Raw genomic sequence first — 13,264 nt, 5'->3', positions numbered from 1 at the left:
GCTAAATACGTACCTCATCAGCTTAATAAATACTGAACGTACTACTCATTTTATAGGTGAGATTTTTAATTAATATTCAAGGACAAATGGTTAATGAGATCTTCCACTGGCATTGGGTGTCCTAGGTAGTAGCCCTGCACTTGTTGACAGCCCATTGTCTGCAAAATTTTCAATTGGTTGGCTGTCTCTACGCCTTCTGCCACAATATTGATGTCAAAACTTTGCGCCATAGCAATAATGGCATTCACTATCGTTCTTGAACGATCATCATGTTCTACTTCAGAGACGAAACTGCGGTCAATTTTGATTTCATCTACAGTAAGATCTTTGAGCATGGCAAGTGACGTATAACCAGTGCCAAAATCGTCGATGGAAAAAGTAATCCCGTTAGATTGCAGATTAGAAATAATTTCAACACTCTTTTTCATATCGGTAAGCGTTGCTGTTTCCGTAATTTCAATGCGTATGTATGAGTTCAAATTCTCATGCTGCTGAATAAATCGCGTGAGTTCATACATCTCATCAGCATTATTGAACTCAGTCGCGGAGACATTAACAGCAACGTGTTTAATTTGTGTCCCCAATATTCCTGAACGCCCCAGCTCCTGTGATACTTTTCCAACCACAAATTTGGAGATAGCGCCCGTCAAGCCATTGTCCTCGGCTAGTGGGATAAAAACATCCGGCGGGATAGCGCCTTTAACAGGATGGTTCCAACGAATCAGTACTTCGACACCGTTGACTGTTAATGTTTTTAGGTCATATTTAGGTTGATATACAACCGTTAAGCTATCGTCGTCGATCGCTAAGCGCAGGTCGAGGACCATTTGCCGGCGCTGCATCGCTTTTTCTGTTAATGTTTTGTCATGATACTGAATGGCATTCTTTTGTTTCTTTGCAACATTAAGAGCCTCAGTCGCGGAAACCATCAGTTCTCTGGCGCTGATACCATCGGCTGGGTAAATGGCAACACCTATGCAGCAAGTTGTTTCAATATTGTGTTGCTTGGCCCGATGGGTATACAGACGTTGGACGCTCCGAACATGAGAATCCATATCTACAGCGTCACTCAACTTTACAAAACTGGCAAACTGATCGGCATGTAAGCGCGATACTAATGAGCCGGGCAAAGCCATTTCGTTAATATCGTGAGCTAAATCCTGCAAAAATGCATCTGCACGCTCAAACCCCAGAGTTTCGTTGATACTTTTAAAATCGTCGACATCAAGGTAACAAAGAATAAATCGCTCATTAGACTTTAATTTTTTGATCGTTATATTGAGAGTACGCACAAACATACTAAGGCTGTGCAGCCCAGTGAGGCTGTCCATATCATTGGCTTTTTCTAGTAAGCGATTCCCTCTAAGCACCAACATGAGCAAAAGTAAGGCGGTAATAATGACAAACATCAACCCCTTATAGGTTTGAGCGAGAGCGCGCAACTGGGCGTTATCTAGCAATAATTCGACTGTCATATCCGAGAATAATATCCAGAGCACGGCAAATGTTGCGTAGATAAGTGCCACTTTAACGGCTGAGATGCCTGCTCTATCCATGTTTAACTGACTCCAAATGTACCCGCTTATGATCGTAACATTGTAGCATCACTAAAATTTAGTCAACCATACCATACATGCCACATGTAGCCTGTTTCTTCACTCTACTCACTTAATACCAGAAAATATGAACATAGGGATGTCAATCATGCACAAGTGCTCAATACCAACTCTATTGTTTTAATTTTTAGTTTATTATCAATCTCTTAAACGAAAAAATCCCGAGCTTAGCTCGGGATTTTAATATCAATTAACAGGCAACGAGAAAGTTTCGCTTATCGACGTGGCGCTTTCACTTTACCAGTTTGAGGCCGACCAGTGCCGCGGCTACCATCGGCACCACTGTTACGGGTACTTGAAGCAGGCTTGCGACGGCCAGTAGTTGTCCCATTGGTTGTCGTACCGTTAGTTTTCTTACCATTCGTCGTTGTACCATTGGTCGTACGACTTTTAGGCTTGCCCGTCGTCGTTACGCGCTCTTCATGGCGCTTAACGGCACGGCGAATTTTTTGGCTACGCGCACGCTCACGAGTACGTGAAGTGTTGTCTTTGCTCAAATCTAGCATCGTCTCTTTTTCAGGACGCAGTTCAACCAATTCACGTAAATAGTTTACATCTTTAAGATCCAGTTCCATCCAACCGCCGCGTGGCAGTTTTTTGTCCAAATAGATCTCGCCATAACGAACGCGTTTCAAACGGCTCACTGTGGTATCTTGAGATTCCCAAAGACGACGAACTTCACGGTTACGGCCTTCGTTAATCGCGACGTAGAAAGTATGGTTCATACCTTCACCACCAGCGTAAACGATATCTTCAAAGCGTGCCAAGCCATCTTCTAGCTCAACCCCTTTAACGAGGTTACGCACTTTCTGTTCGTTCACTTCGCCAAAAACACGCACTAAATATTCGCGTTCTACTTGACGGCTTGGGTGCATAAGGCGATTCGCCAATTCACCATCGGTAGTAAAGAGAAGTAAGCCTGAGGTGTTGGCATCTAAGCGGCCAACTGAAATCCAACGCGAACCACGAATTTTAGGTAGACGATCAAATACCGTCCGACGACCTTCTGGATCATGACGGGTACAAAGCTCACCTTCCGGTTTGTAGTAGGCAAGCACTCGACAAATAACCTCTTCTGGCGCTTTAACGGAAACAGCATGTCCATCAATACGCACAACTGCGTTATCATCTTCTAGACGCTCGCCCAACATAGCTACCTTGCCATTAACACTGACACGTCCTGCTCTAATCAAAGCTTCTAACTCACGACGAGAACCATGACCAGCTCGTGCTAAAACTTTTTGTAACTTTTCGCTCATTTATCTACCTATGTGTCGTCTTCACAGACGTCGAATGAAAAAATGCGACCCCAAAATCGCGGCCGCATAGTATCTCAAATTCTACGCCAAAAAGCACTCGTTTTGATGGCCTACTCAAAAGCTATTCAAAAGGTGTTGGATCGCCCGCTCCCACGCGAGCAACCACCATCTCATCTTCACTGAAATCAATCACTGTCGTCGGCTGTTCACCTAAATAACCCCCGTTTAAAATGACATCCACGGCATGCTCAAGGCGATCCCGAATCTCTTCTGGATCCGATTCTGTATGGGTGTTGCCGGGCAAAATAAGTGAAGTGGACATTAGTGGCTCACCTAACGCTTCAAGTAAATCAAGTGCAATACGGTTATTAGGCACGCGGATACCGATCGTCTTACGCTTCGCATTCATCAACCGACGTGGCACTTCTTTGGTCCCTTTAAAAATAAACGTATAAGGGCCAGGTGTATTATTCTTTAGCAAGCGAAAAGCGGTATTATCCACACGCGCATAAAAAGAGAGCTCTGACAAATCACGGCACAGCAAGGTAAAATTATGCTTATCATCAAGGCGGCGAATTTGGCAAATACGCTCTAATGCTTGTTTATTTTCTAGTTGGCAGCCTAGTGCATAACCAGAATCCGTTGGGTACACAACAACTCCGCCATTGCGGATAATAGCAACCGCTTGAGTAATCAAGCGAGTCTGCGGGTTTTCTGGATGAACGTAAAAAAACTGGCTCATTGTAATTCCTCATTATTGAGTCTATCTACGGGGCTTAAACCCCAATCTTTCCAGACAGGATCGACGCCAGAAGGCAACCAAAGATTTCGCCCCAGTTCCATCCAAGGTGAGGGGTAATGAAAGTCACTGCCTTGAGAAGCTAATAGATTGTATTGTATGGCATAATCAGCCAAATTACGTCTTTCTTGTGGCGCTTGTTGTGGCTGTGCCACTTCCATAGCGTCACCACCCGCTTCTACAAACGCCGTTATTAAGCGCTTGAGCCACTTGGTCGTCAAGTCATATCGTCCAGGATGCGCTAATACCGCTTGGCCACCAGCGGCGTGTATTGCTTCAACGGCATCGGTCATCGAGCACCAACTTGGTGGTACATACCCGGGATTATCGCGGGTGAGAAACTTTTTGAACACCTGCTGCATGTCCTTCGCAAAACCCTGTTCAACCAGCCATTTTGCGAAATGCGCACGAGTAATCGGTGCTTCTCCGGCGATGGCTTGCACCTCTTCTAACACCCCTTCACGTGTCACTTTTTGCAATCGTTGTGCAATCAATTGTGCGCGCTGCACACGATGTGCCTTTTGCTGCTCAATTAACTGCTGCAGAGCTTGAGCGTTTGAGTCGATGTTGAGCCCAACAATATGAATATCTTTATTTTGCCAAACCGTGGAAATCTCGATGCCATCGATCAAGGTGATGGGTAATTGTTGCTGATTAATATAGTCATGAGCAATAGTTAATGCATCAGTCGTATCGTGATCAGTGATCGCCAATACCTCAATATCAAAGCTTAGCGCTCTATCGATTAACGCTTGCGGCGATAACCTGCCATCTGAAGAAGTGGTGTGGCTATGTAGATCAATTCTCATAATTTTATTTTGGCCATCTTTTAGGCTTGACTTTTTACTCTCGCACTAGTTAACTAGTACGCAAATGCAAGGCACGTATTTGAGGTTGACCATGTTACAAGAATTTAACCAAAACCATAATCACAATTTAAGCGCAGCTTCATCTGAGCTCAATTGGTGGCACACTTGGACAAGTTCTTGGTGGGCAACCGTGTACTTTTAAAATAGAACACGAATTCACAAAGCCCGCCTCAATGAGCGGGCTTTTTATTTTGTCGAATAGCTCACATTACATTGCGCAATAAAGCAGCGAAACCCCCAAAGTGAAGATTGGGTCTCTAAGAGGATTATGCGAGTATGGACGACAGGAACATTAAAATTCATCAAGGAGGTCTTGTGAATAAGACCATTGAAATTAAAAACTTAGGCCAAATTGACGTAATCAATATGTCCGTGCCTTATACCCAAGATCCAACACGTCTATTTCATACGCTATGTGAGTCAAAAACAGATTGTTTGCTATTAGAATCCGCCGAGATCGACTCAAAACAGGATCTCAAAAGTCTATTATTGGTTGATGCTGCCGTGCGCATCACTTGCTTTGGTCACGTTGTCACTTTTCACGCATTGACAGACAATGGCCAACAGCTCATCGAACATCTACAGCATAATATTAAAGCGGATATTGAACATCAGTTACAACAAAATACCTTAACGCTTCAATTTCAAGCACCATGCGACACGCTAGACGAAGATTCTCGCCTACGCGAAGCCTCTTCTTTTGATGCACTACGCCTCGTGCAGCACAGTTTCGATCTTCGTCATCACGATAAACATGCCCTCTTTCTAGGCGGTTTATTTGCCTACGATTTGGTGGCCAACTTCGAACCGCTAGGAAATGCCGATACGACTAATCAGTGTCCAGACTACGTTTTTTATATCGCAGAAACCTTGTTGGTGATTGACCATAAAACTGAGCATTGTCAGTTGCAAGCCAGTGTTTTTAACCCCACGCCAACAATGCGTGAAACATTAATTACTCGTTTACAAGAGATCGCGCAGCAATGTGCCGCACCCAAATTACTACCGCCAGCCAAAACCGTAGCTAACGTAAGCGTGACAACGAATATTTCTGACCAAGAGTTTTGCAAGACCGTTCAAGCGTTAAAAGAATTTGTCGTGAAAGGCGATGTTTTTCAGGTGGTCCCTTCTCGCCGATTTACTCTACCTTGCCCTTCACCACTTGCTGCTTATAAAAAACTCAAAGAGAGCAATCCAAGCCCTTACATGTTTTATATGCAAGACGAACGCTTTACTCTGTTTGGCGCTTCTCCTGAAAGTGCATTGAAATACGCCACCGAAACCAACCAGATTGAGATTTACCCTATCGCAGGGACTCGCCGCCGTGGTAAACGCGCCGATGGTTCAATTGATTTTGATTTAGATAGCCGCATTGAACTTGAGCTACGTTGCGACAAAAAAGAGAACGCTGAACACATGATGTTGGTCGACCTTGCGCGCAACGATGTCGCACGTATTGCACAAGCAGGAACGCGCCACGTCGCTGATTTATTGAAAGTGGATCGCTACAGTCACGTTATGCATTTGGTTTCTCGCGTGGTGGGTCAACTCCGAAGCGATCTCGATGCACTGCACGCTTACCAAGCCTGCATGAATATGGGCACACTCACTGGTGCGCCGAAAATTCGCGCCATGCAGCTTATCCGTAACGTGGAAAAAGCCCGCCGTGGCAGTTACGGTGGCGCGGTTGGCTACCTGACCGGGGAAGGCGATTTAGATACTTGCATCGTGATCCGCTCGGCTTATGTCGAACAGGGTACTGCGCAAGTTCAAGCGGGCGCTGGGGTCGTTTATGATTCAGACCCTCAATCGGAAGCCGACGAGACACGTGGTAAAGCACAAGCCGTGATCTCTGCAATTCAAGCCGCGCATCAGGAGTAGCAGACATGGCCAACATTATTTTTATCGATAACTTTGATTCCTTTACCTACAACCTTGTTGATCAATTCCGCTCACTCGGCCATACGGTGACAGTTTATCGCAACAACATCGCCGCACAGAGCATTGAACAAGCGGTCTTTCAATTGGATGAACCGCTGCTGCTACTCTCCCCCGGACCGGGCGCGCCCGCAGACGCGGGATGCATGCCACAATTAATCCAACGCCTTAAGGGCAAAGTGCCGATCATTGGCATCTGTTTAGGTCACCAAGCGATTGTTGAAGCTTACGGCGGCACCGTCGCGGGTGCTGGCGAAATTATCCATGGAAAAATCTCGATGATGGAACACCAACATCACCGTATTTACCAACAGCTACCGTCACCACTAGCCATTGCTCGTTATCATTCCCTAGTGGCTACTGAGGTTCCAGATAGTTTAACCATCACGGCTGAGGTTGATGGGCTCGTGATGTCCGTGGTGCAAGAGCAAGATAAAGTGTGCGGCTTTCAATTTCATCCAGAGTCCATCATGACTACTCATGGCGCAGCATTGCTTGCCAATGCGATCGATTGGGCTTTAGAAAAAAGCACCCACTAACGGATTTATAGGGATATTTTATGGAAAACATCATTAATAAACTTTACGCGCAGCAGTCGCTCTCGCAAGCAGAAAGCCAGCAACTGTTTGATCTCATCATCCGTGGTGAACTCGACTCTATTTTGATGGCGGCGGTATTGACGGCACTGAAAATCAAAGGTGAAACACCCGATGAAATTGCTGGCGCAGCCAAAGCATTATTGGCTAACGCGGCCCCGTTTCCAAGGCCAGACTACGATTTTGCAGACATAGTCGGTACTGGTGGTGATGGCTCAAATACTTTTAATATTTCAACCACCGCAGCATTTGTTGCTGCTGCCTGTGGCGTAAAAATTGCCAAACATGGTAATCGTGGAGTATCGAGCAAATCAGGCTCTTCTGATCTACTGGATTCATTTGGTATTAACCTTGCCATGAGCGCTGAAAATACTCGCCAAGCCATCGATGATTTGGGCGTCGCTTTCCTATTTGCGCCGCAATATCACGGTGGTGTGCGTCACGCGATGCCCGTGCGCCAAACCATGAAAACGCGCACTATCTTCAATATATTAGGACCGCTGATTAACCCTGCTCGCCCCAACATTGAACTGATGGGTGTTTACAGTAAAGAACTGGTTCTGCCTATTGCCCAAACCATGTTACAAATGGGATTGAAACGTGCGGCAGTCGTTCATGGCAGTGGCTTAGATGAAGTAGCTATTCATGGTGAAACTTTAGTGGCTGAAATTCGTGATGGGCACATCATCGAATACACCTTAACACCTGAAGATTTTGGTGTTGAAAGCTACCCACTCGAAGCCATTCAAGGTGGTGAACCTGCGGAGAATCGCGCCATTATCACCGATCTGCTGACAGGGAAAGGCTCGCCAGCGCAACTGGCTGCCGTCGCTGTCAATGTAGCGCTGCTGCTGCGTCTTTTTGGCCAAGAAGATCTCAAAGCCAATACGCAACAGGCCATTAGTGTAATGAACTCGGGCAAAGCCTATCAGCTTGTCCAACAACTGGCACAAAGAGGTTAAGCCCAATGCCTGAGCAACTTTCTGACCACATTTCAACCCAGCATACTCAAATGGCTGAAGTGTTGGCCAAAATCGTCAATGACAAATATGAGTGGGTCGAGCAGCGTAAAGCGCAGCAGCCCTTGGGCAGCTTCGAACGTTTATTAACCGCATCGGATCGCTCGTTTTATGATGCGTTAAATACGGGTAAAACCGCTTTTATTTTGGAGTGTAAAAAAGCGTCACCTTCCAAAGGGCTCATTCGCCAGGATTTTGATTTGGATTATATCGCCTCGGTTTACCATCAATATGCAGACGCTATTTCAGTTTTGACTGATGAAAAATATTTCCAAGGCAACCTCGAATTTCTGCCACGCGTTCGCGCGCAAGTGAGCCAACCTGTGATTTGCAAAGACTTCATGGTTGATGTTTATCAGGTTTATTTGGCTCGTCACTACAGCGCAGATGCCATTTTATTGATGCTATCCGTCCTTGATGATCAACACTATCAAATGCTAGCCAATGTGGCTCACCAACTGGGTATGGGCATTTTAACCGAAGTGAGCAATGAGGAAGAACTGCACCGGGCAGTCGCCCTGCAAGCGAAAGTTATTGGCATTAATAACCGCAACTTGCGCGATCTCTCAACCGATCTTAATCGCACTAAACAGCTGGCACCTTTACTCCCAGAAGGAACAATGATCATCTCGGAGTCTGGCATTTATACTCACCAACAAGTACGTGAACTTTCGCAATACGCCAACGGATTTTTAATCGGCAGCTCGTTAATGGCCGAAGAAAATTTAGAGCTAGCGGTACGCAAAGTGACGCTCGGCGAAAACAAAGTGTGCGGCTTAACTCACGCTGACGATGCGGCCAAAGCCTATCAAGCTGGAGCCGTGTTTGGTGGCTTAATTTTTGTGCCGCAATCCAAACGCTATGTCGACTTGGACAATGCACGTTTGACGATGAGCGGCGCGCCGCTGCGCTACGTGGGCGTGTTTCAAAATCACACTATTGAAGCCATTACGCAGATTGCTACGACGTTAAAACTCTTTGCGGTGCAACTGCATGGCGAAGAAGATCAAGCCTATGTTGACCAATTGAGAGCTCACTTACCTAGCCAGATTGAAATCTGGAAAGCTTATGGCGTGAGCGACTGCCTACCGACCAAGCTTGAGCGCCACATTGACCGTCACTTATTCGATGCCAAAGTAGGAACGCAATCTGGCGGCACTGGCCAACGTTTTGACTGGCAATTACTAACCGAGGTAAACGATGTCATGTTGGCGGGTGGCTTATCCCCTGAAAATGCTCAGCAAGCAGCAAACATCGGTTGTTTAGGGCTCGATCTCAATTCAGGTGTTGAGAGCGAGCCGGGGAAAAAAGACTTACACAAGCTAACCCTAGCGTTCGACGCTATTCGGCAGTACTAACACTAAATCGATTCCTATTGACTTGAAAAGCGAGTGACTCACCCAGCCGCAAGGTCAAGTAGCAAGGGATAACAACAGATTCATTACCGCTGAATCACTCAGCAGTAACACAGAGACTAAGGATACGAATCATGGCAAAACTCGATGCCTATTTTGGCGAATACGGTGGTCAATACGTTCCACAAATTTTAGTACCAGCGCTTGACCAATTGGAACAAGCTTTTATTGATGCGCAGGAAGATCCTGAATTTCGTGCTGAATTCATGACGTTACTACAAGAGTATGCAGGTCGGCCAACGGCGCTAACTTTAACGCGAAACCTCACGAAAGGCACAAAAACCAAATTGTACTTAAAACGTGAAGACTTATTGCACGGTGGCGCACACAAAACCAACCAAGTACTTGGTCAGGCACTGCTTGCTAAGCGTATGGGTAAACATGAAATTATTGCCGAAACAGGCGCAGGGCAACATGGTGTTGCAACAGCGTTAGCCTGCGCACTACTGGGGCTAAAATGTCGCGTTTATATGGGTGCAAAAGATGTTGAACGCCAAAGCCCCAACGTGTTTCGTATGAAGCTAATGGGCGCAGAAGTGATCCCCGTTCATTCAGGATCAGCAACACTTAAAGATGCGTGCAATGAAGCGCTACGTGACTGGTCTGCCACCTATGAAACCACCCACTATTTATTAGGTACAGCAGCGGGGCCTCACCCATTTCCAACCATAGTTCGTGAATTTCAACGCATGATCGGCGAAGAAACGAAACTGCAAATTTTGGCTCGTGAAGGCCGTTTACCGGACGCGGTGATTGCCTGTGTCGGCGGTGGTTCAAACGCGATTGGCATGTTTGCTGACTTTATTGAAGAAGAGAATGTCCGTTTGATTGGTATTGAGCCCGCAGGAAAAGGCATTCATACCCACCAGCATGGCGCGCCATTAAAGCACGGCAAGACAGGTATTTTCTTCGGCATGAAATCACCTTTGATGCAAGATGAAAACGGGCAAGTGGAAGAGTCTTACTCGGTGTCCGCTGGGCTTGATTTCCCTTCTGTTGGCCCTCAGCACGCTCATCTTTATGCGACAGGCCGCGCTGAGTACGAAAGCATTACCGATGACGAAGCACTCGATGCTTTCCAATCGATCGCACGTAACGAAGGCATTATTCCCGCGCTGGAATCATCACATGCGGTTGCTTACGCCGTGAAGATGGCGTATGCCGAGCCAGAAAAAGAGCAGTTATTGGTCGTGAATCTATCCGGTCGCGGCGATAAAGATATTTTCACCGTCCATAAACTATTAGAAGAGAAAGGAGCGCTGTAATGGATCGCTATCAAACCCTATTTCAGCGTTTAGCTGACAACAATCAAGGTGCGTTTGTTCCATTTGTGACCATCGGGGACCCAGACCCAGAGCAATCACTGCGCATCATGCAAACGCTAGTGGAAGCAGGAGCAGACGCATTAGAACTCGGTATCCCTTTCTCGGATCCGCTCGCTGATGGCCCAACCATCCAAGGGGCGAATATTCGTGCACTGGATGCAGGGACGACTCCAGATATCTGCTTTGAGTTGATAACCAAAATTCGCGCGCAATATCCTGACCTGCCTATCGGACTACTCATGTATGCCAACCTCGTTTATTCACGCGGCATCGAGAACTTCTACCAACGCTGTAAAAATGCAGGTGTGGATTCAGTATTGATCGCCGATGTTCCGACTAATGAAAGCCGTGAATTTGTCGCGGCGGCAGACAAATACGGGATTCAACCCATTTTCATCGCACCACCCACCGCCAGTGATGAGACCCTAGCCGCGGTCGCCAAACTTGGCCGTGGCTATACTTATCTACTGTCTCGATCCGGTGTGACAGGAGCAGAAACAAAAGCCAATATGCCAGTACATGCCTTGTTGGAAAGACTGAGCCAATTTGATGCCCCACCCGCATTGCTTGGGTTTGGCATATCAGAACCTGAGCAAGTCAAACAGGCCATCACCGCCGGTGCCGCTGGCGCAATATCGGGATCCGCAGTGGTGAAAATTATTGAACAACGACTTAATCAGCCAGATGAAATGTTAACGACTCTCAGCCATTTCGTTTCCAGCATGAAAGCAGCGACGTTGAAATAAATTGGTTTACAGCAAAAACCAACCTGATCGATTTCTAAGTCAAACCAAGAAATCGATCTTTTTTTTAACATTTACGCCTCGCCAAATTCATTCACAAAACACAAACCAACCACTCATTAAATTGACAAAACAAATAGCAAACGTTTTCTTTTTGAAAAAACCACGTTTCATGTCAATGAACTATCAATAATCTTATCAATTTACCTTGTTACCATATTGCTAAATGTAAAATATCCGTGTAAAAAGCTAGTCGAAATATTTATCCACCGATTGATATTTATGTAGTGGGTAACACTAGGAATTTACAATTAATTAGCACAGAGGTTATGGAAGTGTTAAACAAAAAGAGTTTGTTAAGCAACATTGGCGTGCAAGTCGTCATTGCAATGATCATTGGTACTGCCGTTGGTGCCATGATGGGACACGATGCGGCCATCTTTTCGCCACTGGGTGTCATTTTTATCAACTTAATTAAGATGCTGGTGATCCCACTGGTGGCCGTTGCGCTTATTTCCGGTGCTGCGGGCCTTGGTAATAGCCACGCGGCGGGTAAAGTCGGTTTTGTCACACTCAGCTTTTTTGCGGTCACTTCCGCACTCGCCGTGACGCTGGCACTGGTAATGGGCGAAGTCTTCCAACCGGGTATCGGCGTCGATATTTCGGGCGTTGAAGGTATGTTTTCTGCCGAATACGCAGCAAAAGGTGAACTACCTACTTTTTGGGCAACCATTACGGGTATGATCCCAACCAACGTTTTCCAGTCACTGAATAATGCCAACATTCTGCAAATCCTTGTGTTTTGCTTGTTCTTTGGCATTGCCATTTCTAAACAGAGCAAAGAAAAACGTGACCCGATCATCAATGGCGTAAACACTATTGTTGATGCCATGGTGTGGATGATCAACAAAGTGATGATCATCGCGCCTATCGGTGTATTCGGTTTGATGGCTGAAGCCGTCGGCACGTTTGGTTTTGGTGCATTGATGGTGGTATTTAAACTGTTTGTCGTTTATGTCGCGGCCATTTTAATTTTCGGCTTTATTGCTTACCCGCTGATGATTCAGGTCTTAACCAAGACTTCGGCTAAGAAATTTATCCTTGCGATGAAAAAGCCTCAAGCCGTAGCCCTTTCAACCGCTTCATCAATGGCGACACTCCCTGTCACTATGGATACCGTAGAACACGACCTTGGCGTACGCAACTCAACGGCCGCCTTTGTTCTGCCGTTAGGTGCCACCATCAACATGTCTGGCAACGCCATCTATTACGGTTTAGTTGCGATTTTCTTCGCCCAGCTATTCAATATTGATCTCTCGATGGGCGCTTACATTGCCATCATCGTAACAGCGACACTGGGCGCCGTCGGTCAGGCAGGTGTTCCTGGTCCTTCTTTCCTTGTAGTAGCCGTTTTGCTAGCGGCTGGAATTCCAATTGAAGGTTTACCACTACTCTTCGCCCTAGACCGTATCTTCGACATGATCCGTACCGCGCTCAACATCACAGGGGATGCCGCGTGTGCCGTTATTGTTGATGCTTTGATTGAAGAAGAAGCCACTGAGGCCTCATTGAAGCAGCAAAAAGCCTAACTCATCACACGGCATCATTGCTCCAATACAAGCCGCATCCTATGCGGCTTTCTTTTTGCGTCGCAATTTGCAAAAAAAACAGTTCTCATACTAAAG

At 46.2% G+C, this 13,264-nt stretch carries 12 protein-coding genes and 1 other annotated feature; of the genes, 8 read left to right on the top strand and 4 right to left on the bottom strand.

The window, feature by feature from the left end; genetic code table 11:
* Window positions 1-65: 65 nt before the first annotated feature.
* The 4 genes from NB504_RS01555 to NB504_RS01540 form a co-directional block, all read right to left on the bottom strand.
* The gene (locus NB504_RS01555; RefSeq protein ID WP_094124102.1) at window positions 66-1,556 is read right to left on the bottom strand and encodes a bifunctional diguanylate cyclase/phosphodiesterase; all 1,491 of its coding nucleotides are present in this window, start codon (window positions 1,554-1,556) and stop codon (window positions 66-68) included.
* Window positions 1,557-1,831: 275 nt separating this feature from the next.
* Window positions 1,832-2,875 carry a 23S rRNA pseudouridine(2605) synthase RluB gene (gene rluB / locus NB504_RS01550; RefSeq protein ID WP_081244903.1) on the bottom strand — a complete coding sequence of 348 codons (1,044 nt, stop codon included), beginning with the start codon at window positions 2,873-2,875 and terminating at the stop codon, window positions 1,832-1,834.
* 121 nt (window positions 2,876-2,996) lie between these two features.
* The gene (locus tag NB504_RS01545) at window positions 2,997-3,617 is read right to left on the bottom strand and encodes an L-threonylcarbamoyladenylate synthase (protein ID WP_013857139.1); all 621 of its coding nucleotides are present in this window, start codon (window positions 3,615-3,617) and stop codon (window positions 2,997-2,999) included.
* A complete protein-coding gene (locus NB504_RS01540) occupies window positions 3,614-4,483 on the bottom strand; it encodes an RNase RNM (RefSeq protein WP_258428125.1) in 870 nt (289 codons plus the stop codon). Before NB504_RS01540 ends, NB504_RS01545 begins: the two co-directional genes overlap by 4 nt.
* A 64-nt stretch (window positions 4,484-4,547) precedes the next feature.
* Between NB504_RS01540 and NB504_RS01535 the strand changes: the two genes are divergently transcribed.
* The 8 genes from NB504_RS01535 (at window position 4,548) to NB504_RS01500 (ending at window position 13,168) form a co-directional block, all read left to right on the top strand.
* Window positions 4,548-4,685 carry a hypothetical protein gene (locus tag NB504_RS01535; protein ID WP_010318233.1) on the top strand — a complete coding sequence of 46 codons (138 nt, stop codon included), beginning with the start codon at window positions 4,548-4,550 and terminating at the stop codon, window positions 4,683-4,685.
* Window positions 4,632-4,734: a sequence feature (Trp leader region), on the top strand. Its footprint overlaps the gene before it by 54 nt.
* A 124-nt stretch (window positions 4,735-4,858) precedes the next feature.
* On the top strand, window positions 4,859-6,424 hold the full coding sequence (locus tag NB504_RS01530) for an anthranilate synthase component 1 (protein WP_258428124.1): 1,566 nt from the start codon (window positions 4,859-4,861) through the stop codon (window positions 6,422-6,424).
* A gap of 5 nt (window positions 6,425-6,429) precedes the next feature.
* Window positions 6,430-7,020 carry an aminodeoxychorismate/anthranilate synthase component II gene (locus tag NB504_RS01525; RefSeq protein ID WP_013857142.1) on the top strand — a complete coding sequence of 197 codons (591 nt, stop codon included), beginning with the start codon at window positions 6,430-6,432 and terminating at the stop codon, window positions 7,018-7,020.
* Between the two features lie 20 nt (window positions 7,021-7,040).
* A complete protein-coding gene (gene trpD, locus NB504_RS01520) occupies window positions 7,041-8,039 on the top strand; it encodes an anthranilate phosphoribosyltransferase (protein ID WP_258428122.1) in 999 nt (332 codons plus the stop codon).
* Between the two features lie 5 nt (window positions 8,040-8,044).
* Entirely contained in the window at window positions 8,045-9,454 is a 1,410-nt protein-coding gene (gene trpCF, locus NB504_RS01515; RefSeq protein ID WP_258428121.1) for a bifunctional indole-3-glycerol-phosphate synthase TrpC/phosphoribosylanthranilate isomerase TrpF, read from the top strand.
* A 131-nt stretch (window positions 9,455-9,585) separates the two neighbouring features.
* Window positions 9,586-10,776: a tryptophan synthase subunit beta gene (trpB, locus tag NB504_RS01510; RefSeq protein WP_258428120.1), complete on the top strand. Its 1,191-nt coding sequence runs from the start codon at window positions 9,586-9,588 to the stop codon at window positions 10,774-10,776.
* Window positions 10,776-11,582: a tryptophan synthase subunit alpha gene (gene trpA / locus NB504_RS01505; RefSeq protein ID WP_096036459.1), complete on the top strand. Its 807-nt coding sequence runs from the start codon at window positions 10,776-10,778 to the stop codon at window positions 11,580-11,582. Before trpB ends, trpA begins: the two co-directional genes overlap by 1 nt.
* 326 nt (window positions 11,583-11,908) lie before the next feature.
* Window positions 11,909-13,168: a dicarboxylate/amino acid:cation symporter gene (locus tag NB504_RS01500; RefSeq protein WP_161437593.1), complete on the top strand. Its 1,260-nt coding sequence runs from the start codon at window positions 11,909-11,911 to the stop codon at window positions 13,166-13,168.
* The last annotated feature ends 96 nt before the right edge of the window (window positions 13,169-13,264 follow it).

This window comes from Vibrio sp. RM-69-4 (genome assembly GCF_024743775.1).
GTDB classification, from domain to species: Bacteria; Pseudomonadota; Gammaproteobacteria; order Enterobacterales; family Vibrionaceae; genus Vibrio; species Vibrio anguillarum.
This window is presented reverse-complemented; position numbering and strand designations above follow the sequence as displayed.